Source organism: Halalkalibacter sp. AB-rgal2, from assembly GCF_041821005.1.
Lineage (GTDB): Bacteria > Bacillota > Bacilli > Bacillales > Bacillaceae_D > Halalkalibacter.
The window spans coordinates 1-21,608 of record NZ_JBGUAV010000038.1; the positions used below are offsets into that span (position 1 = coordinate 1).

At 36.2% G+C, this 21,608-nt stretch carries 15 protein-coding genes and 13 tRNA genes; 25 read left to right on the forward strand and 3 right to left on the reverse strand.

Annotation, left to right across the window (positions count from 1 at the left end; all coding sequences use genetic code 11):
- Positions 1-49: 49 nt before the first annotated feature.
- The 14 genes from ACERJO_RS19860 (at position 50) to ACERJO_RS19925 (ending at position 2,564) form a co-directional block, all read left to right on the forward strand.
- Positions 50-123, forward strand: a tRNA-Met gene (locus ACERJO_RS19860).
- Between the two features lie 9 nt (positions 124-132).
- Positions 133-209, forward strand: a tRNA-Asp gene (locus ACERJO_RS19865).
- 15 nt (positions 210-224) lie between these two features.
- Positions 225-300, forward strand: a tRNA-Phe gene (locus ACERJO_RS19870).
- Positions 301-303: 3 nt separating this feature from the next.
- Positions 304-376, forward strand: a tRNA-Thr gene (locus ACERJO_RS19875).
- 69 nt (positions 377-445) lie between these two features.
- Positions 446-530, forward strand: a tRNA-Tyr gene (locus tag ACERJO_RS19880).
- A gap of 4 nt (positions 531-534) precedes the next feature.
- Positions 535-608, forward strand: a tRNA-Trp gene (locus ACERJO_RS19885).
- 19 nt (positions 609-627) lie between these two features.
- Positions 628-703, forward strand: a tRNA-His gene (locus ACERJO_RS19890).
- Positions 704-709: 6 nt separating this feature from the next.
- A tRNA-Gln gene (locus ACERJO_RS19895) sits at positions 710-784 on the forward strand.
- Positions 785-788: 4 nt separating this feature from the next.
- Positions 789-863, forward strand: a tRNA-Gly gene (locus ACERJO_RS19900).
- A gap of 17 nt (positions 864-880) precedes the next feature.
- Positions 881-955 (forward strand) — tRNA-Cys (locus tag ACERJO_RS19905).
- 19 nt (positions 956-974) lie between these two features.
- A tRNA-Leu gene (locus ACERJO_RS19910) sits at positions 975-1,063 on the forward strand.
- Between the two features lies 1 nt (position 1,064).
- Positions 1,065-1,141: transfer RNA gene (locus ACERJO_RS19915), tRNA-Arg, on the forward strand.
- A 163-nt stretch (positions 1,142-1,304) separates the two neighbouring features.
- A complete protein-coding gene (locus ACERJO_RS19920; RefSeq protein WP_373648634.1) occupies positions 1,305-2,318 on the forward strand; it encodes a DUF3231 family protein in 1,014 nt (337 codons plus the stop codon).
- A gap of 161 nt (positions 2,319-2,479) precedes the next feature.
- Positions 2,480-2,564, forward strand: a tRNA-Leu gene (locus ACERJO_RS19925).
- A 132-nt stretch (positions 2,565-2,696) separates the two neighbouring features.
- On the opposite strand, the gene ACERJO_RS19930 is transcribed toward ACERJO_RS19925, so the two are convergent.
- A complete protein-coding gene (locus ACERJO_RS19930; protein WP_373648635.1) occupies positions 2,697-3,806 on the reverse strand; it encodes a site-specific integrase in 1,110 nt (369 codons plus the stop codon).
- A 134-nt stretch (positions 3,807-3,940) separates the two neighbouring features.
- Positions 3,941-4,258, reverse strand: coding sequence for a DUF771 domain-containing protein (locus tag ACERJO_RS19935; protein WP_373648636.1), 318 nt, complete (start codon positions 4,256-4,258; stop codon positions 3,941-3,943).
- Between the two features lie 447 nt (positions 4,259-4,705).
- Here ACERJO_RS19935 and ACERJO_RS19940 point away from each other — a divergent pair, with 447 nt between their 5' ends.
- The 8 genes from ACERJO_RS19940 to ACERJO_RS19975 all read left to right on the forward strand — a co-directional run bounded on the left by ACERJO_RS19940 (position 4,706) and on the right by ACERJO_RS19975 (position 14,324).
- A complete protein-coding gene (locus ACERJO_RS19940) occupies positions 4,706-5,959 on the forward strand; it encodes a hypothetical protein (RefSeq protein WP_373648637.1) in 1,254 nt (417 codons plus the stop codon).
- Positions 5,952-6,605: a hypothetical protein gene (locus ACERJO_RS19945; protein ID WP_373648638.1), complete on the forward strand. Its 654-nt coding sequence runs from the start codon at positions 5,952-5,954 to the stop codon at positions 6,603-6,605. The genes ACERJO_RS19940 and ACERJO_RS19945 overlap by 8 nt, the downstream gene beginning before the upstream one ends.
- Positions 6,589-9,474 carry an SbcC/MukB-like Walker B domain-containing protein gene (locus ACERJO_RS19950; RefSeq protein WP_373648639.1) on the forward strand — a complete coding sequence of 962 codons (2,886 nt, stop codon included), beginning with the start codon at positions 6,589-6,591 and terminating at the stop codon, positions 9,472-9,474. The genes ACERJO_RS19945 and ACERJO_RS19950 overlap by 17 nt, the downstream gene beginning before the upstream one ends.
- Positions 9,443-10,906, forward strand: coding sequence for a toprim domain-containing protein (locus ACERJO_RS19955; RefSeq protein WP_373648640.1), 1,464 nt, complete (start codon positions 9,443-9,445; stop codon positions 10,904-10,906). Before ACERJO_RS19950 ends, ACERJO_RS19955 begins: the two co-directional genes overlap by 32 nt.
- A 346-nt stretch (positions 10,907-11,252) precedes the next feature.
- Complete coding sequence (locus ACERJO_RS19960; RefSeq protein WP_373648641.1) at positions 11,253-11,576, forward strand: hypothetical protein; 324 nt, start codon at positions 11,253-11,255, stop codon at positions 11,574-11,576.
- 286 nt (positions 11,577-11,862) lie between these two features.
- On the forward strand, positions 11,863-12,186 hold the full coding sequence (locus tag ACERJO_RS19965; protein ID WP_373648642.1) for a helix-turn-helix domain-containing protein: 324 nt from the start codon (positions 11,863-11,865) through the stop codon (positions 12,184-12,186).
- 110 nt (positions 12,187-12,296) lie between these two features.
- On the forward strand, positions 12,297-13,331 hold the full coding sequence (locus ACERJO_RS19970) for a hypothetical protein (protein ID WP_373648643.1): 1,035 nt from the start codon (positions 12,297-12,299) through the stop codon (positions 13,329-13,331).
- A gap of 507 nt (positions 13,332-13,838) precedes the next feature.
- Positions 13,839-14,324 (forward strand): hypothetical protein, encoded by a 486-nt coding sequence (locus ACERJO_RS19975; protein ID WP_373648644.1) that lies wholly within the window; start codon positions 13,839-13,841, stop codon positions 14,322-14,324.
- A 184-nt stretch (positions 14,325-14,508) separates the two neighbouring features.
- Here ACERJO_RS19975 and ACERJO_RS19980 read toward each other — a convergent pair whose 3' ends face one another.
- A complete protein-coding gene (locus tag ACERJO_RS19980; RefSeq protein ID WP_373648645.1) occupies positions 14,509-14,712 on the reverse strand; it encodes a hypothetical protein in 204 nt (67 codons plus the stop codon).
- A 954-nt stretch (positions 14,713-15,666) separates the two neighbouring features.
- On the opposite strand from ACERJO_RS19980, the gene ACERJO_RS19985 reads away from it, so the two are divergent.
- From ACERJO_RS19985 to ACERJO_RS19995, 3 genes are read left to right on the forward strand one after another with little or no spacing between them, the layout of a single operon-like run.
- The gene (locus ACERJO_RS19985; protein ID WP_373648646.1) at positions 15,667-17,211 is read left to right on the forward strand and encodes a type I restriction-modification system subunit M; all 1,545 of its coding nucleotides are present in this window, start codon (positions 15,667-15,669) and stop codon (positions 17,209-17,211) included.
- Complete coding sequence (locus ACERJO_RS19990; RefSeq protein ID WP_373648647.1) at positions 17,208-18,461, forward strand: restriction endonuclease subunit S; 1,254 nt, start codon at positions 17,208-17,210, stop codon at positions 18,459-18,461. Before ACERJO_RS19985 ends, ACERJO_RS19990 begins: the two co-directional genes overlap by 4 nt.
- 20 nt (positions 18,462-18,481) lie before the next feature.
- Positions 18,482-21,544 carry a type I restriction endonuclease subunit R gene (locus ACERJO_RS19995; protein ID WP_373648648.1) on the forward strand — a complete coding sequence of 1,021 codons (3,063 nt, stop codon included), beginning with the start codon at positions 18,482-18,484 and terminating at the stop codon, positions 21,542-21,544.
- Positions 21,545-21,608: the final 64 nt, after the last annotated feature.

A 21,608-nucleotide genomic window follows, 5' to 3' on the forward strand; every position in this document is an offset into this window, starting at 1 on the left:
AATTGTTAAGTTTGGAGTAACAGCTTCATCCATAACATTATATTAACGACGCGGGGTGGAGCAGTCTGGTAGCTCGTCGGGCTCATAACCCGAAGGTCGATGGTTCAAATCCATCCCCCGCAATACCAAAATGGTCCGGTAGTTCAGTTGGTTAGAATGCCTGCCTGTCACGCAGGAGGTCGCGGGTTCGAGTCCCGTCCGGACCGCCATCTTTTTCATCAGTTGGCTTGGTAGCTCAGTCGGTAGAGCAATGGACTGAAAATCCATGTGTCGGCGGTTCGATTCCGTCCCAAGCCACCATTTGCCGGTCTAGCTCAATTGGTAGAGCAACTGACTTGTAATCAGTAGGTTGGGGGTTCAAGTCCTCTGGCCGGCATTTTTAACAAATTTCCTTACACATATTGACGAATGAAAATTGATTGTGTAATATAGAAATTGTTGTTTTGGAGGGGTAGCGAAGTGGCTAAACGCGGCGGACTGTAAATCCGCTCCCTCAGGGTTCGGCGGTTCGAATCCGTCCCCCTCCACCATTTTAGGGGCATAGTTTAAAGGTAGAACAGAGGTCTCCAAAACCTCCGGTGTGGGTTCAATTCCTACTGCCCCTGCCAATAACATATAAGCTTTGTGGCGGTTGTGGCGAAGTGGTTAACGCATCGGATTGTGATTCCGACATTCGTGGGTTCAATTCCCATCAGCCGCCCCATATAGTTGGGCTATCGCCAAGTGGTAAGGCAACGGATTTTGATTCCGTCATGCGCAGGTTCGAATCCTGCTAGCCCAGCCATATTGCGGAAGTAGTTCAGTGGTAGAACACCACCTTGCCAAGGTGGGGGTCGCGAGTTCGAATCTCGTCTTCCGCTCCAAATAATTAAATGTGATTGGCGGCATAGCCAAGTGGTAAGGCACGGGTCTGCAAAACCCTTATTCCCCGGTTCAAATCCGGGTGCCGCCTCCACAACATATATTTCTGCCTTGCCGGGGTGGTGGAATTGGCAGACACACAGGACTTAAAATCCTGCGGTAGGTGACTATCGTGCCGGTTCAAGTCCGGCCCTCGGCACCATGCGCCCTTAGCTCAGCTGGATAGAGTGTTTGACTACGAATCAAAAGGTCGGGAGTTCGAATCTCTCAGGGCGCGCCATTTTATTTTTATACATATACAAAGCATGGTAAGGGTAGTAGACCCCTATCATGCTTTTTGATATGTTTATACTTCTAATTTGGAATAAATTGTTTGGAATTGATGGTTGAATAAGGGCAAACTAAGAAAGAGTCTAAACAAACCAAGTTGGAAGGTAGAGATTATGGCGAAAAAGAATGGCAATATTCGATTATCAGCAGCGGAGTTATCAGAGCTATGGACAGGCTATATGAATGACAGTATGTTAGTATGTGTGTTGAAATATTTTTCTAATAAAGTAGAGGATCAAGACATCCGACCTGTTATTATTAAGGCGCTAAAAACATCACTAAATCATCTCGAGGTTTTAGAGAAGTCCTTTAAGAAAGAGAACTATCCAATACCTGTCGGATTCAGTCAAGAGCACGATGTGGATATTGACGCTCCACGATTGTATACAGATGGCTATTTCCTTAATTATATAAAGCAAATGGCTCAAATCGGTATGAATAATTATAGTATGGCGATTTCACTCACGGCTCGAGATGACATCTATGCATATTTTTCTAAATGCTTTGTAGAATCGAACCAGCTCCATAAAATGGCCACTGATGTCCTTTTGTCAAAGGGTCTGTATATCCGGCCACCATATTTACTAACACCAGAAGCTGTGGAATTTGTTGATTCAAAAAGATTTTTAGCTGGATGGTTTGGAAAACGAAGAGCGTTAACTGGACTGGAAATTTCAAACCTCTATGCCAATATACAGCGTAACGCATTAGGAATCGCTACATTACTTGGATTCGCTCAATCTTCTAAATCTAAAGAAATCAAGAAATTCATGATGAGAGGTAAAGACATAGCCTCTAAGCATGTGGATGTTTTTAGTAAGTTGATGAGAGAGAATGACCTTCCCGTACCGATGACGTGGGATACAGAGGTTACAAAAAGTACATCAACTGTTTTCTCTGATAAGCTTATGATGTTCCAAACGACAGCGTTGATTGCAACAGGGTTAGGATATTATGGTTTGAGCATGGCAACAAGTCCAAGACGAGATATAGCAGTTGAATATACACAGCTTATGGGGGAGGTTGCGAAATATTCCGAGGACGGCGCTAAACTGATGATTGAGAATAGATGGTTAGAAATGCCTCCACAAGCTGCGAATCGAAGAGAATTAGTTGATATGAAATAACATATACAAAACAATGCTATCTACTTTAGGTAGGTAGTTTTTTGCGGTCGTTTAGGTTATAGGAAAAAAGCTTTGACATCATATTAGAGTACATGTTAAGATATTATTTGTCATGAGTCACGTAAGGGGAATATTGCGATGATTTAGACATTAATTTATATGCCGGTGTGGCGGAATTGGCAGACGCGCACGACTCAAAATCGTGTTCCTTCTGGAGTGTCGGTTCGACCCCGACCACCGGTACCATTAGTATTTTTTACGTTAATTTTAAAACAAACAGATAGCTCATAAACGTTGATAAATCAATGTTTGTGAGTTTTTTTATTTTTTTAGAACACGATAGAAAACGATATGATTTGAGCTCATATTACACAAAAATTACACAACCATTTCCTCAAATGTTTTCATTGTTCCTCGTTCATCCTCTTCACGTAATTCCTTAATTACGTGGGTATATTCTTTTAAAGTCGTCTCAATATCGCTATGACCCAAGCGCTCACTGACATAATATATTGAAACTTTTTTATACAAGAGAACACTGGCATGTGTATGTCTGAGCCCGTGCATCGTTATTGGATCTATACCAAGATCAGTTAAGATTTTCTTTAAAAGATTGTTTGCCGCCGTATTACAAATGACTTTGTATTTAGACTTAGGACTGTAAAAAACTAATTTATGAATATTGTTAGGTGTTGATGCAAACAACTTTTTGAAATGAAGCATTGTTCGTTGATCCATTTTTATTGTACGATTTGATTGTTCGTTTTTTGTTGGACCAAAGCCTTCTGGACTTCTCTTCATATAGCCCCACGTTTTATTGATTGTGATAGTATTTTTTACAAAGTCAAAATCACTTCGTGTAAGTCCGACTAACTCAGCAAAACGCATACCTGAGGTCAAAGCTAAAAGTAATAAGGAATAACTCAATCCTTTATCAAGCCTGTTTCGAATTTCTCTTAATAGTAGCTCACTCTCTTGATAATTCAGATGTTTCTCAATAGACCTTTTAGAAGGTGTTGTCCATGTTAATTTAGCTTTTCTTGTGAAATCATGGTGTATAATCTGCTCTTCTACTGCATCCTTTACACAAGCCCGGATATGAGTATTTAATTTTTCAACGGTTTCGCGAGTTTTATTAGAGCCAAACTCGTTTAAAAACATCTGATAATCGTGTCTAGTAATTTCTTGTAAAGGTGTGCTCCCGAAATATGCTTTGATTGTTTTGGATGTATATTGATAATGTCGTTGGGTTGTAACACTTAAATTAGATTTGTAGAGCTTAACCCACTTATCAAAATACTCATCTATAGGTGCTGGCTTCAGATGGGGAACAATTCCTTTACTCAATTGAGCTTCTACTTCTGCTCCAGCTATCTGAGCCTCTTTTTTTGTTCTGAACCCTCCTTTTCTTAAAGGTTGTGCTTTACCATTTACATAATGACTGACAGTATATTGATAGGTTTTACCTCGTTTTTGAATGCTAGCCATAGTTTCCCCTCACTTTTATTGGTAAGGGTGGCCTGGCCAAAATAGGTCACCCTTATCATAACAAGTTTCATTTCAAAGTTGTAGTGAATCCTTTTCCTACAAAACAGGAATTAATGCTTGAATTTCATTTAGTACTAAGAAAATATTCGGTGAAAATTATTCTCCAAAAATTCAGCCATTTTTGTTGCATGAAAGGACCATGTTTGTCCTTTACTTTTTGGATAGAAGACAAATCCACCTGACTCTACATCAAGCTGCTCTCGAAATTTTGTAGGATAAAGGATATTCTCTTTAATCCATTCGTGCTTTTTATTAATTCTTACTTCAAGATCTTTCATTGACCAATAAACACCTGCTAGTTGTTTCTGTTTTAATTCTTCCAGCTCCACTTTTGAGATAAGTACAGAATCACTAGGGATAGGTATAGTTAAGTTAACAGATAGTTGTTGCATATTGTTTTCCTCCAGATTTAAATGATTTTTCGATTTCTAAACGTTTTTATCTGAAGTGTTTTAGGTGTCTTGAGTGTTCATTAGTTTGGACAAACAGAAGTGTCCCACCCTTGTCACATAACCTTAATGTTACTTATGTGTTTTTTCTATAAACAAATAGCGCATCCGCGGATAAGTGCAGACTCCAAGTAGGAAGTCTAACAGTACTTATCGCGAATGCGCTTTGTCTTTGTGTATATTTTAAAACTTATCTTTAGTTTTTTAAGCTATTAAATACAATTTACAAAATTTATTATTAGTTGTCAATAGGAATTGCTTTGACGTAAATTTTTTCATTTGGATTAAATCAACAGATAAAAAATTGTAAAAGTTTGTACTTTTAGGTATGGAACTTTTTGAATTTGGTTAGATTGGTGACAACGAAATAAAATGCAGGAGGTGACATTCTTGACGGAAGAAGTTGGTTTAAATTCGTGGGAGGACGATGAACTTCCAAAGGTTCCGCATACAGAGGGATTTTTATATTTGTACGAGCTGTTAAGCCATGTAGCTAGCTCAAAACAGCTGTTTTCTCATAAACTCTTCGTTTTATTGCAATTGTCAAGAGACATCAATAAAACGTCATTTACACGTGCTGAGATGGAGGCGATGTTTCCACTTTATCCGAAGAAAATTATTAACTCTATTTTGAATAGTCTTATAAACAGTAATTGGTTTATTCGCGAAGAAGGTAGCTTGCATTATTCACTATCAAAACCAGGGCTTCTGTTTATTCGTTTTCTTCCATTTATGTATAAAGGTGATGAGATGGATGAGATGGCGTTTCAGTTTGCATTGAATCAAATTTTCAAAGCAGCTGAGTCAATGGATTTAGATATGGAGTCAACGGAATTTCTTCGTGACCAGGCTATGAATGGTTTGCAGAGATGTATGGATGAAATAAAAACTTCTATTATTTCTAAAAATCCAGAACGAATTTTGGAAACATCGAAAAAAATGAGCGATTTCCTAGAAGTGATTAAAGAGTTTATCAATCGAATAAAAGAGCTCAATGATAAGAAAAAATTGAAAGGTATCTCTTTTAATGAATCTGATAGAAGCTCAATAAATATATTGTTGGCTACAAAGCGAGAGATTATAGATCTCCTGGATATCAGAAAAAAATATTTAATTGAAGCAACCATATTAGGGGAAAGTGTATTTACAAGGCAAGATGTAGACCGTTTCCTGTATAAATCTAGCTTTTCTGTACTAGGAAACTTAGTTGATCAAGTAGGGTTTGTCCCATCAAATGCGAAATGGGTAGATGAAAACGATATTGTAACGTCACTAAATGTATTTTTATCTCTTAAAAAGAAGGTAAAGGATAGAAAAATAAGTCCTCGAGTGAAGGGGTATCGAAGCATAGAGCAAGATCAGGGTGAACAACCATACCTTCATAGAGTTGAAAACGATATCGCAAATGCATTATCTGAAACCTCTGAAATCCCTTTACATACATTTCTTTTTTCACAGAAAACAAAGGTAGATGCCTTTATGTATCTAGCATCCATATGTTTTTTAGATGCAAAAGCACTTTCAAATCAGTACGATATTGATTCGCTTTCACTAGATATATCTTCGCAGACGGAAATGTATAATAACCAGGTATTTTCAACCTTATCAAAAGGAGTAATAAAAAGGAGAGATCATAATGAATGAGTATACACCTGATGAAATTTGTGCAAAGCTAACAACTGGTGCTTGTACTAGGGACTTGTTTCCACAATTAAAATATAATTTAGGACTTAAAGAGAAGGTAGCAGAGCGACTTGATCAAGCGGGTTATGAGTTTGTAGATGATCCGATTTCCGATTGCTATGATGCCCGAATTAAGCCTCACATACGCTCACTAACCGATTTAGTTGAAGGTGAGCTGGGGAAGGGTTTGACTATTCAAGCAAAAGCTATGATTGCAATTTTATGGTGTTATTTGATTCTACCTAGAATAGATTCAACAATGAAAGAAGGCTTAAAAGAAGACCCATATATAACAGAAGATCAGCTTTTTGAGAATTTTAAACAGCATATTGGCAGTCGTCAAAACCTACGTAGAACTCTTACGTTGTTACGACAGTACGATTTTATACAGTCTATATGGGGAAAAAGGAATGCAATAAAAGCAGGTCCACGTCTTACCACGGCAATTAACCCGGTTACAATGTATGACTTAGTGAAGGACAAGGTAATAGACTTTCTAATTCATGAAAATGAAGAAAGGAAGGAAGATGTAGAAGAGACGTTTAGTGGATTAGAAGAGATCGTTAGTCATGAGGATGGAGGCGATAACTATGCTAGCGCAAACTAAAAGAAGGATTGCACCGATTCGATTGCTAAGTATTGAATCAGAAGGGTTCTCTTATTTCCCCAGACAAGAAGTAATTTTTCATGAAAAAATTACAGCTGGTGTAGGGGAAAATGGCTCTGGAAAAACTACATTTAATAATATGGTTCGTCTACTTTTTGGAGCGTCAAAATTTGATAATGGTCATAGTTTACGAACTTTTTTTGAAAGAAATGATGTTTTTGAAATCTATGTGTTAGGTCGATTTGATAATAGCTTTCAAAAGGCATATAATATGAGACCGTTTGATCCTATTGGAAAAAAGAAAGATGTAGTCACGATAGTTTGTCGACTTATGCTTAATGATCCAAGTGTGAAACGAAATTACTATATTAATGATGGAGAGTTTGATTTAGAAAAGGACCTCAAGAAAACGCTTCGTTGGTTAGAAGTAGAACAGTTTCATAGACAATTTCATGAGGTAGGTATTTCTAAGGCGCTCATACGTTCCTTTAGCTTAAGTCAAGGGAATACGGAAGAAGTACTTAAAAAGGATGAGGAAGGTTTAGCCAATTACTTGTTAGATATTTGTGGAGAACAGGAACGAATTGATGAATTCAATAATATAAAAAAAAGAATCGGAGAGCAGCAACAGCAGTTCCAAGCGTTAGCAGAACAAAAGGAGCTTGAAGAGGCACGTGTACGGCAATTGCAACAGCGTATAGAGCGGTGTAAGCAAATTAATGACGCTACGAAGCAAATACAGCAATATAGATTTGATCTACCTATTTCACAGTATGCACAATACTTAGATGATCTTGAGAAGTCCACTAATAATTATGCAAATATGGAAGAGCAGTATAAACGTCTTTATCAAGATATACAGTATTTAATGAATGAGCAAATTCAATACGAAAAAGAAGCTCCTATTATTGAAGGTAAATATACCGATATAAAAGCAAAACTTAAAACATTACAAGATCAAAAAGTATCCTTTGAAATAGAACTGTCAGAACTAAAAGCAAGTCTGGCTATAGTAGCTGATTTCTTAAAACAGTACGAAAATATTGAACCTATTGATGAGAAAGAGCTTCAAGCTAAAGAGAATGCAGCAGAAAAAGAATACGAGGAAGCTACTGGAACATGGAAGGTTATTGATCATGAAAAAGAAGTATGCGAAAAAACTATTCAAAGGCTAGAAGAGCAAGGTGCCGTCGAGTTTCCCAAAAGCGTACAGCAGATGATTGATACTTTAAAAGGTTCTAAGATTGAGCACCTCTTAATTGCTGACTACATTGAAATTTCAGATGAATCTTGGCGTCAATCAATTGAGGCTTTGCTAGGGTCAGAGAGATTTACTATAACAGTGTCTGATAAAGCTTGGGTAAATGTAATGAAGCTTGCTCAACAACAAAAGTATCCATTTTGGATATCGCCATTTAACTCTAATCCATGTAAGTTACATGAGAAATCTGTATTAAATAAAGTGAAAGTTCTTGATAATCGAATAATGGGTTATTTGAAGAAGTTCGAGCATTATATGGTTTGTGACACGATGGAGGAGGCGTATGAGTGGATTAAAAAGGGTAAAAGTGCGATTTTAAATCACCCATATCCATACAAAGTCGTAGAACGCGGTGGTCGAGCTATAAAGGAAAATGGGATATTTTGTGGGAAAGAAGCTTATAAGGCGCAGCTAAAAGAGGCAAAAAGTAAATTTTCACAATTAATTCCAAGATGGAAACAGGCCGAAAATACGATGAATAGCACCAAAAAGAAGTTAAAAGAGATACAAGAGATAATAGATATCCAAAAGCATGTTCGAATCGTTCCAGCAAAAAAAGTAGAGATGGATGACCTATCTTCGGAAAAGCTGCAGGTTCAAAATAATTTAAATAGTTTAGAAGTTGAAATTGAGCTTAAACATGCATCAGAGGAAGACATTGTCAAAAGTATTAAAACACTGCATAGTAATTTAAACCGAGTAGTGGGTATTATTTCTGAAAAAGAATCTAAAAAAGATGATCTGTTACCATACTTACAATCGGAAGAAGAAAACGTAAATAAAGCAAAGGTAGCCTTAAGTCAAGCAGAAGAGCAGCTAACTATGGAACAAATGGAATATGTAAAAAATGCAGAGTATTTAGAAAACATTGCAACAATTGATTTTTACCACCAAACCATAAAAGAGTTAGAGAATCGTATAAAGATGTTACGAAATATATCTAATACAGATATCATTCTGGTAGGTGAAGAACAAAAAATGATCCGATTAGAGCAAAAATATAAGCAACATCAAAAGGTACTACAAAATCATCGAGATGAAATCGAACAGGTAAAGGAAAACTTAGGTGATTTAGAGAAGAAGCACGCTCTAGCTGAACAAGAGTATCACACGATGGTCGAGGAAGTATTTACAAACATTCGTAAGTCGTTACAGGAGCTTTCTCAAGAGACAAGTATACAAGCAGACCTTCGAGCATTTCATATAGGTGAAGAAAAGTGGAAGGTAGATTATCGAATTGGATTCCATGGTAAAGAAATGAATAGCTATCGTAACAAAGCACGTTTAAGTGGCGGTCAAAAGGCAATTGCATCACTATTATTAACGTTTGCAGCAATTCGTTCTGATGGTGGCTTGAGTTTTATGATTTTAGATGAACCGTTTGCGCATTTAGATCAGGAACGTATTAATGTCGCTGGCGAATTTTTACGACAAACAGGCGTGCAATTTTTTATCGCAATGCCTTATTCGGAAAATGTTAAATTGCTTATGCCATGGGTCGATATGCAAGTTAATTTCCGACCAAAGCGAGTCTCAGAAGAGGTTGCACCACCGATTACGTATGGAGTGATAAATGATGAGTACCTTGCAAAACGAAACGCCATTTAATTCATGTGACCATTCATACAAACAAAAGACTGAGTGGTCAGCGTTTGAAATTAAAGGTGATTACTTTCTAAGTACACGTAAGCGATGGTCTGTGTGTATAATGTGTCGTAAACAAAACCTGTTAAGTCCAAAAGAAAGAGAGACGTATGGAATTCAAGAGTATCGCTGTCATATTAAGGAATTACTTAGTAAGGAAGAACAACCAGTAGCTTTTGAGCTTCTCTCTGAGCTACTAAGAGGAAAAAACAATAAACGCTGGGATCCATTAAAGAGAAATTTACTACAAGAGTACCCATTTGATATTGTCGATGATGCTATAAGAAAACTTCATGGGCATGGTATTTTAATATATAAAGAGGAAAAGGTACCATTAGGATGGAAAATTAAACAGGTTAAATATAACGAGAAGTACTTACATGATATTCGCCACTTTATAGGGTGGAATCCTTCGGAAATACCGATATGGATATCTTGCCCTTTTCCATCTCTCTATCTTCCTAAAACGGATCATGGGGAAAAACTCTATAAACTATTACTTGAGCAAAAGCATTTGTTTTTTCAAAATGGCAAAGCTGAGATTGTTGATGCTACAGGCAATGTGGTTGTATCATCATCTTCAGTTAAAGGCTACTTTAAATTTATTCGAATTTTATATGGTCTATATGAAAATACTGAGCAACAAAGAAAAGAATATTGGAAGACTTTTTCTCAGAAAATTTTCGGTGATACTAAGACGATTCAAGTGAATGATAAGAAGCGCATTCAACAATACTTCGGAGACAGCCTTGAAGACTATGGAATCATTGACAATAGAGCTGAAGTTGTATTGTCAGGAGAATTCACTTGGATATACGAGGGACATAGTGGTACTAGTCTTGCGTTTAAGGATTATACTGCTTTTCCACGAGAAATGATTAGTGAGTTAAAAATAACAAACTGGATACCACATTCCATACTTATTATTGAAAATCCAGATCTGTATTTTTCTATCGTAAAAAGTAAACTGCTAAGTAATAAGGAATGGTCGGTAATATTAGGGAGTGGATTTATTTCATCACAAGAAATCAGTATTGTAAATCAGGCTTGTGAATTGGGGTTAAAGGAAGTGTTTATATGGCCTGATCTGGATCCTTATGGCTTGCAGATAGCTCTTGATATATGTAGAAAACTTAAAGGGCAAGATATTTCAGTATATCTGTTTGGTTATTCAACAGAATGGTTTGAGAGAGTAGGTATATATAAGCCTTTAGAATCGTTTGATCACGATCAGATAAACAAAATGTTAGGACAATATTTTTTACACGATAAAATTTCTATGGTTCTTAAAAAAATGAGCGAGGATGGCAAAAAAGCAGAACAAGAAATCCTATTTTCTCATTTATCTAAGGACTTTAATCAACGTCTTAGTAAAGAGTCTATTTCTCTTTCGTAAGCCGTTATATTTTTTTGTGGCTAAGCAACCAATTAATTTGCCTGTTAACAGTATCTTTATAATTTAAGATTTATATAATGCACTATTAAGTTGCAATTGTTTCGTGTGAAGCACTATTAATCAGAGAAAGAAATAATACCTCCCTTTAGATTGAGCAGAATCCTCGGATACTTTGTTCCAGTTGTTGTACAATTAATCGTACTGATAGATAAAAATGGTTAAAAAAACACTTAAGATAAAACGCCCAAGGCGTCAATTTGTTGAAAGACCTTTCTTTATTGTAGGTCTAATATAATTTGATTGCCTAGGCGTTTTTTGTTTTCTATCATAACTAGGAGGTTAACTTATGAATCTAGTCGATTTAATGAATGAAAGACAAAATGAAAGTCAAGAGGAAAGAATGCAACGTTTCAATAAGGCAAGAATGATGAAATGGAGAAAAGAGGGTGAACAACTTTTAGAAAGAAGGAAAAAGCTTAAGTTAACTCGTGCTTATATCTCTCGGCAAACCTCAATTGGTTACACTAGATTAACACGATTAGAAGAAGGTTTACCTATTCGAGATGCAAAGATAATTATTAAAGCATATGAAATGATATTAGAGATAGAGGAAATGAACATTGAAAATACCGTGCTACTTCAGCAATTAAACAATTTAACTACTAACTAGGTTTCAGAGGAAAAAATATTACTTTTTTAAAAAAACGGAGGAAACGTGATGAAAACAGGTTTTCTTTTAAAAGCAAGTATCCCTTAAAATACGTTGTCTTACGGTTGTTGGCTTCATACCAGAGTGGTTGGGTTTTGCTGTGCTATATGTGTATTGCTCAAGAATTAGTAGGTAATGTATTAGTTTCAGCCATAATCATGCGAAAAGTGCAACGACCTATTGTGTTTATAGCGTCATGGCATGCGTAATAATCCTTTTGAAGGCATCACATTAAAGGAGGTTCATTATGCAGTTCAACAACTATAAACTTAAAGCGGCTCGTTGTTTGAAAGGCTACAGCGTAGAAGAGATGGCAAGACGTACGGGTATTGATGTACATGCTTATTGGCGTATCGAAAGTGGGAAAACTCACTTGAAGGTTCATCACCTTCTAAAGATTGCTACAGTGCTTGAGCAGCCACTCTCCTACTTTGTGGAAGAAAATGAAGTGCCTACTGACCTGAAAGATCGTGTAACGGAATTGCTTATTCTGTTGGATCGTTTGGATGATGAAGCGAAAGCACAATATTCTGAGTTAATACAATCGTTAGAATCTGTTTGTGTAACTTAATTGCAAAAAATATAAAAAACTTTGCAATTGTTGTGAAGAAGTGACTTTTCAGCAAGTAACTTTAAAAGAAGTGTAAAATACACCGGTAAAACTAGAGGGGAGAGGAAGTTATGATTGATACATTTGAGATTGCTTTAATAGCTGGTCATTCAGCTGTACACTTATTGGGGGCTGAGCTAGAAGAGGATATAAGGTTTAAAGGAAACTATTGTAAGGTCACTGATCCACTTGGACAATCTGGAGTGAGAGCAATTAACATAACCAGACTAAATAATAGTGAAAAGTATAGGATAGCCATTGAGACCAATCCGACGGAACTGTTAGAAGGAGCTGCAAGTATTGAGCTGTTCCATTGTAGTCAGGAGAACGTAGAAGCTCTACAGAAGGTGTTAAATGAAACGCTTGAGTCCATTCATCCTTACTTTTCATTAACAAATGGGAAGTGGATCTTATCTCGCATTGACTATGCAAAACAGTTCTATACACCACATGTGGAGCTGTATACAACACTTGAAAGCAAAGGGCCAATACCCTACCGTTATGAAGGACTACAGAAATCAGGTAGTACCTACAAGACGTGCAATAGCTCGCGAATCAATGCCTATAATAAAGGTAATCAGCTTTCTAAAACAAATAGGACGGCAGCCTTAAAAGAAAAAGCTAACGGCCTGTATCGATTTGAGTACCAATGTTTAAAACCAAAATATTTACTAAAGAAGTACAAAATTGACCATAGCGAATGGTTTGGCTTGTTCAAAGAAGATATTGCACTTGCTGTTTTAAAAGCCCACCACGAGCGTCACATTAAGGTGGGCGACTATTACACATATGATGAAGCTGCGAAACTGATAATGGGAATGAAAAAACAACGAAGGACAAAAGAGAAGGTACTTGAAGTCTTGAGATTTATTGAGGTTTCTGGCTCTTTTTTTAACGCATTACAAGCAATAAAAAATGATGCTGAGAGTGTACCAAAACCATATAGAGGAGCAAATAGTAAGGTTAGCTTTGACATACTTAAGGATAAGTTCAATGAATTTATCAGGGAACACTTATGCAAATCAGGAATTAACCCAATTTTATTACCTGGTGACAGTGACACACCATTCCTACCTAACACATCAGCTAAGCTGTTTACAGTTTAGTTTTAATATATAGGAGCCTTGAGGTAGGGCTGAAAAGGACTACCATATGGCTCTTTTCAAAGAATTTTTATTTCTTTTACCAAATGTAGAAAGATGGAACATGTCGCGTGTAGATTTATCTATTCAATTGCACAGCGCTAGAAGTGTTTTAAAAGGGAGCTAACAATATTTAGTAGGAAAATAGATTGGAAGCACAGGCATAACTGTTAAGGGATATCATAATTCCTTTAATAGTTATCTAAAGCATTGTAAAAAAATTCTAAATCCAAGCAGGACTTTTTATTCATTTATGTTGCATAGCTGTTGTAAAGTTTATTGCAAAGATTGACTCTCGATTTGCAAAGAGCTTTAAATATAGATTAAGTAACGGTGGAATACTTCTAATTCAATTCATTAGCTGCATTTGCCTAGGAGTCCCAAAACTATTATTAATAACCTTATAGGGACTCTAAAAGTAAAATTAAAAAGTTTGGGTTAAACTTGAAAAATTAAAACGGAGTGAGGAAAATGAAAAACTGTATTAGATGTAATAAAGAAATAGATGGAGAGTTTATAGTATGTTTTGGAGGTAGTAGAATTTGTGAAAACTGCCTTTGGAAAGAAACAGAGGAATTGTTCGGTCGTATTGGTAGTACTGAATCTTCATATGAAGTTGTTAAACATTCATATGAAGGATACAAATGTCTTGAAGTTCCAGTTAATGCGGAGGAACTGTGTAAGTTTATTGACTGGGTTGATGAAGAAAGATTTTATGAAGCTTTTGACTATAATATATTCAATGAGGCTTCTGACGAAGGATTTTTGGAATTTCTTGAGAAAGAAATAAAAAGATTAAAACTAGATATGACAGTTAGAGAATTGATGAAAAAATCCATAAGAAACGCTGCGGAGGAAGAGTTAGAAATTAATGGATGGGATATAATTATCCTGAGCCATGACGAAATGATAGAAGTTGGTTTAGAACATAGATTAACAGAATGTAAAGCAATTTAAATCTAATGGCATTTTTACAATATTTATATCGATACTTATCCTATAATATCTAACAAAACAAAAGAGAGCTTGGGTTAGGTAATGTACATTAATACGGTATATAACTATTATATGTATACTCTTTAACACAGATTTAAGCTAATAGTCTATACAATAAAATATAGACCATTAGCTCTTTTTGTCTTTATTCTTTTAATCGAATATCATGAGGTTCAATGACTAATGTCATATCGTCAGTTGTTAGTTCTGTGTCTTGAGCTAGTTCTTCTTTCAAGTAGCTTAAAAGCCCTTCATCATAGGACTTTAAATAGACTCTAGCAAGTTCGTTGCCTCCTTTGTCATAGTAGGCAACGGAATCCGCAGGTTGAATTTCTCGAATACCAAACATGGGATAGTAAATTACCTCTTCATCAAACTTAAAAGGCTTTAGTGTTTGTATGAAGCATGTAAAACAAGAGTAGACTTTTCTTTCTTTTTTTGAACCTACAAAAGCTTTAGAAATGCTAGTATGACAGAAATGACAAGTATGCATGAATTATTCATCCTTCCGATGTTTTAGTTGTTATAATGATTTGTTCTAGGTATATGACAAGATTATAAACTCGCTGTAATGCCTCCTTTCGAAATGATGTAGAACAAAGATAAGAAGATATAATATGTGATTTATAATCATCACAATAGAAAGTATGAGGGGAAGGTTTTAAGGGTTTAAAAAGCTATTTCTAATCAAAGGGGAAGAGGTTTGATAGAATTTTGTCCGGAGGACGCCGATGTATAACCCGAAGGGGTTTAGTCTCATATAGTCATTTTTAATGTCTTTATTCTTCAAGATTGACATACCCGGGGCACGAATTTTAACGGACAGAATAATAACTAATACCTAGTAGGGGCAGAAAATTTTTATCATTTTTTCTTACTAGATGGTTATTTTTTGGAGTGATTCTAAATTTTCATTTAGGGCGCCTTGAGAGTAAACGGGCACTTAGTGCCCACTTCAATAACCTTATGTAAGTAACGGGCATTAAGTGCCCGTTTAGAATTGATAATCCTGGTTACTGTCCCGCCTTTGGCGAAAGTGTTAAAACCGTTGGGGCACAAAGGATACAGGGACTTTAACTTAATTAGTTTTTATGAATAGATCTATTTGAACCCGAGCAGTTAACCCTTTTTGGGACGGAGTCCTCGGTAACTAGCGTTAAATTAGAGCAAAATGCAAAGGGAATTTGTATTGGATGAAAATTCCCAACTATATTACTTGATTTTCTAGAGGATATGGTAAAATGGATACAAATACATACAACATAGTTCCTGAAAACAACAGAAATATTATGGAGGTTTACTTATGGTAGCAAAAGCAGATATAAATTTTCAAAAAGACTTGTTCGACGCAGCCACAAACATGCGTGGAAGTGTTGCACCAGCTGACTATAAACATTACGTTTTACCACTAATCTTTTTACGTTACTTATCAAATCGTTACGACATGCGTAAAGAAGAGATAGACAATTTAGTTAAGGATCCTAAAAGTGACTGGTATGCATCTGATGAAGAAACACAACAGATAATCAAAGAAGACCCAGACATGTATATGTCCGAAAATGTGTATGTTGTTCCAGAGGAGTCACGTTGGTCATACATATTAAAGAACGCCAAACAACCAAACATAAAAGAAATACTTGATAATGCTATGAAGCGGTTAGAGGAAGAAAACCCTGATTTAGAAGGAATGTTACCTCGAATCTTTCAAGGGAGTAATCTACCAGCTGAAAACGTATCGGGGTTAATTGAAATCTTTTCTCGAGATGTGTTTAGCGCCATTGATGAGCGCAGTGTAGATGTTCTTGGACGAGTCTATGAGTACTTCATTTCTGAATTTGCATCTACAGAGGGACAACGTGGGGGAGAGTTCTACACTCCTTATTCAGTAGTAAGTCTACTTGTTAGGATGTTGGAGCCTATCAAGGGAACTGTATTTGATCCTGCTTGTGGTTCAGGGGGCATGTTCATTCAATCAGAGGAATACTCTCCCCGACGTCATGAATTGTCGTTCTATGGTCAAGAAAACGTGACTACTACAGCTCGATTAGGGAAAATGAACGTTCTACTTCATGGTTTAAATGCAGATATTCGCCTAGGAAACTCATTATTAGATGACAAGTTTCCAGATTTAAAAGCTGATTATGTAATTGCTAACCCTCCATTTAACCAGGATGGGTGGGGGGCAGATCGCATATCAAGTGATGATTCACGTCTAATAGGTCCTGTGACGGACTCTAATGCAAACTATATGTGGATGCAGCATTTCTTTCATCATTTAAATGATAATGGCTCGGCTGGATTTGTTATGGCTAATGGGGCAATGACAACTAATCAAAGAGGGGAAAGACCCGTTCGTGAATGGTTTGTTGATAATGGTTATATTGATTGCATTGTGGCTTTACCTGATAAACTTTTCTTATCTACAGGAATTTCGTGTTGTCTATTCTTCATAAATAAAAACCGTGACGGAAAAGGTGACTATCGAGAACGTAAAAATGAAATTCTATTTATCGATGCACGCCAAAAAGGTTCATTAGTGAGCCGAAAACAAAAAGCATTATCAGAGGAAGAAATAGTAGAGATTTCTAATCTGTATCATAACTTTAAATTCGATAAAGAAAAGGTTGAGGATATTTCTGGTTTTTGTAAGGTGGCTACTGTTAATGAAGTCAAAGATAATGATTACAAGTTAACACCAGGTACTTATGTGGGAACAGAAGAAATAGAGGATGATGGAGTACCTTTTGAACAAAAGATGGAAAAATTAACTACAAAGTTACTTCAGCAATTTGAACAGTCGAACAACCTCCAAGAGAAGATTAAAAAGAATCTGGAGGGGTTAATGTGAACAACTCTAGAAGAAAGGTTGGGGAAATTTGTGAGGTTAGTTCGAGTAAGAGAATTTTTATGAAGGATTATGTTGAAGAGGGAATCCCTTTTTACCGTTCAAAAGAGATCATAAAAAAACATAATGGTCAAGAAATCTCTGATAAATTATACATTTCAACTGATAAATTTAATGAGATAAAAGAAAAATTTGGAGCCCCTTCACATGGAGATATTCTTTTAACATCAGTTGGTACAATTGGAGTACCATACATTGTAGGAGAAGGTGAGGAATTTTATTTTAAAGATGGAAACCTTACCTGGTTCAAGAATTTCTCTTCTGATGTATCTAATAAATATGTTTACTACTGGTTACAATCACCAAAAGGAAAATGGGAAATTGATAAACAAATTATAGGGTCTACACAAAAAGCCCTTACAATTCAATCGATTAAAGAAATGGAAATAGAAATTCCACCTCTTGAAATCCAATCAAAGGTAGTAGAGATTTTAGATAATATAACAAATAAAATTGAACTGAATATACATTTGAATCAAACTCTTGAAGAAATGGCTATGACCCTTTACAAACACTGGTTTGTTGATTTTGGACCTTTCCAAGATGAAAAATTTATAGAAGCAGAATTGGGAAAGATTCCGATCGGATGGAAAATTGTTAATTTAAAGGATGTTGCCGATATAAACAAGCGAAATATAAAAAGTGATTTTCCATATGAGAAAATTCAATATATTGATATTTCTTCAGTATATCAGGGGAAATTAGAGAATTATACTGAATATGTTTTTTCAGATGCTCCATCAAGGGCTAAGCGTCTTGTGAATTCAGGTGATGTTATTTGGTCAACTGTAAGACCTAATAGGAAGTCCTTTTTATATATTTATAACCCATATGAAAATACAGTTGTATCAACGGGTTTTGCAGTTTTAACACCCGTTAAAATTCCCTCTACATTTCTGTACTTACATGTAATTACAGATCAGTTTGTTTCCTATCTTGTTAATAATGCTAAGGGGAGTGCATATCCTGCGGTCAATGCTACAACATTTAAGGATGCAAAGTTCTGCATGCCGCCTAAAGAAGTATTGAAGGAATTTGACGATTTAGTTTTACCATGGATAAAGTTAAAAAATGAGAATGATTTAGAAAATATAAATCTAAAGTTGTTAGTAGACTTTTTGTTACCAAAACTCATATCTGGTGATATTGACTTATCTGAAGCCGAAGAAAAGGTAGAAAATGTGATGCAATAAAAGGGAGGAATAATCAAATCATGGGACGTTTAATGGAATCGGATTTTGAAGAAACAACGATAGAGCGGTTGACGGGGCTTGACTATACGTATCTACATGGTCAGGAACTTTTCCAAAGGGGAGAACGGGAAAGGGTACAAGAAGTTGCTCTAAAAGGAAGGCTTGAGTCTTTCCTATGTGATACGTATCCGATGATTCCTGAAAATGAAATTAGCCGTTTAGCAAATTTGTTTATATTAAACGAAGGAGTCGGCTGGGAAGAGAGGAATTTTATTTTCCACCAAAAGTGCGTAAAGGGTCTTGAGTTTATTTACGAGGATAAAGGTGAAGAAAAAGTCCAACACGTCTATCCAATTGATTGGACTGCTCCTGAAAATAATGATCTTTTGGTTGTCAATCAGTTATCAATAGAAGGCCGCATGTCCCGTCGCCCAGATATTATTGTTTATGTGAACGGTCTTCCAATTATTTTATTTGAACTTAAAAACCCGAATAAAGAAAATGCGACAGTCTATGATGCCTATACTCAAATCCGTAATTACACCCATGATATCTCCCAACTTTTTGAATACAATGCATTCACGGTTATATCAGATGGCATCGAAACGAAACATGGGATGCCATCTGCTCCTTATGATTTCTTTGCTTCTTGGAAAACAATAGATGGTGTTAATGTAGACAATAATGTGGTCAACACCATGCGAACGTTAATTCAAGGCTTGTTTGAAAAGGATAGATTATTAAACTATATACGCAATTTTATCGTTTATTTGGATAAAGGTGATTCTAAAGTTAAGATCGGTGCAAAGTATCACCAGTTTTTTGGAGTGAATTTTGCAGTTGAAGAAACCATTCGTGCGACCCGCCCTAACGGTGATCACAAAATTGGTGTGATGTACCATACAACAGGCTCTGGAAAGAGTATCAGTATGTTATTTTATTCAGCAATTTTGTCTAGACATAAGGATTTGGAGAATCCTACGGTTGTGGTACAGGTGGATCGTAATGATTTAGATGAGCAACTCCACGACACATTTTCAGAAGGTCGGAGTCTGATTGGACATATTCATCATGCGAAAAAAGCAGACCAATTACGGGAAATCCTTAGAGGTGAAGGCGGACAGATTGTCTTTTCAACGATTGAAAAATTCCGTTTGAAAGAAGGCGAAGCTAAACACCCAGTGTTATCGGAACGAAGGAACATTATCGTGATTTCCGATGAAGCTCACCGAACACAAAGTGGATTTGATGGAGGGTATGCAGCTCAACTACGTTTTGCTTTACCGAATGCTTCATTTGTTGGCTTTACAGGAACTCCAGTTAAGTTAATTGGTAATAATACTGAAGAAATTTTTGGTCATGTCATTCACCGTTATGATATGGCACAAGCCGTTCAAGATAAAGCAGTATTACCACTATATTATGAAAGTCGTATGATTCCATTAGATTATGATGGTGCTGATATAGATGAAGAATTTACTGATTTAGTAAACGAGGTAGGGCTTGATGATGAGGAGTCACGATCTTACAAATTGAAATGGGCGGCCTTAGAAAAAGTTGTTGGTACACAGAAACGTCTCCAAAGACTTTCAAAAAGTATTTTAGAGCATTTCAACAAGGCTGCAGATCCATTTCAAAAGGGTATGATTGTTTGTATGAGCCGTCAGGTTGCCGTTCGCTTGTATGATGAACTAAAGAAGCATGATAACTGTCCAGAAGTGGAGATTATCATGACAGGTGATGTATCAAAAGACCCTGACTCGTGGCGAGAGATAAATCCAGGAAGTAAATACGCCCACATTAAAACAAAAGAAGAGCAAGAGGAAGTCAAAGGACGTTTAAAGAAAACTGACGATCCTCTAAAACTAGTTATTGTTGTTTCAATGTGGCTTACTGGTTTTGATGTTCCGAACCTGTCATTCCTGTATGTAGACAAACCAATGAAGGGGCACAATCTAATACAGGCAATTGCACGTGTTAACCGAGTTTTTCCTGGTAAAGAAGGTGGACTTATCGTTGACTTTATTGGTATTGCAACATCTCTTAAAGAAGCAACTAACCAATATACGGGTGATAACGCAACAAATGATATGGATATAGATGTCGACCAAGCGATCGGTGTCTTTAATAATAAGTTAGAGGAAGTGCGTAAGTATTTTGGTGATATTGAACATCGTGATGATTGGCGAGCTCTTTCTAAAGTAAATCGCGATGATTTGATTGCAGATCTTGTTAATGACCAATTAAACGGAGATCCGGAAGCGTTTGTTGAGGATTGCGTAAAACTAGAGAAGGCATATAAGTTGGTCAAACATATCGATATGGTAATTCCATATTCGGATGAAGTTACTCTATTTCAAATGGTCCGAATTCAAGTGAGGAAATACCTCTCATCACAAAACAATGATTTCAAATCAAACCAGACGGTTGAAGAAAGACTAAATTCATTGATTGACCAACACTTAGAATCTAAAGAACCAGTTGATATTTATAAGGTTGCAGGTATTGAGAAGCCCGATATCAGTATTCTTGATGAAGAGTTTCTAAAAGATATGCAGGAGAAAGAAGACCACGAAGATTTACGACTTAAATTACTAAAAAAACTACTAGAAGACCATATTCAAGTCAATTTCAAACGGAATAGCCCTAAAGAAAAGCAAATGCGTGAACTACTTGAGAAGACCTTAAAAGACTACCATAACCGCATTATACAAGCAGCCGATATTGTACGAATGATGGCCGATATGAAAAACGAAGTCGATGATGAGGCTGATTTCCGTAAAGATTTAGGGCTGTCTGATGAAGAAGTTGAATTCTATAAGGCTATTACATCACTAAAAATGGAAGCCTTCGATAATAAGTTTTTAGCGGACCTCATTCATAAGGTAGTAAAAGAATTGAAGAGGAACTTGAGTCAGGACTGGACTAGTGAACACCGCAAGAATATCTATGCTAAGGTAAATATGTCGGTTAAGAAAGTTTTAATGAACGAGGGAATTAAAGGGCAACAACTTATATTCATCACAAAAGTAATTATGGAAGAAGCGAAAGAGCAGTATAAAGATTGGCCACAAAACGCTTAACTTATCAACTTCAAGAAGAGGCAAACCTAGACCGAAGGCTTGCCTCTTCTTTTAGGGGAGGACT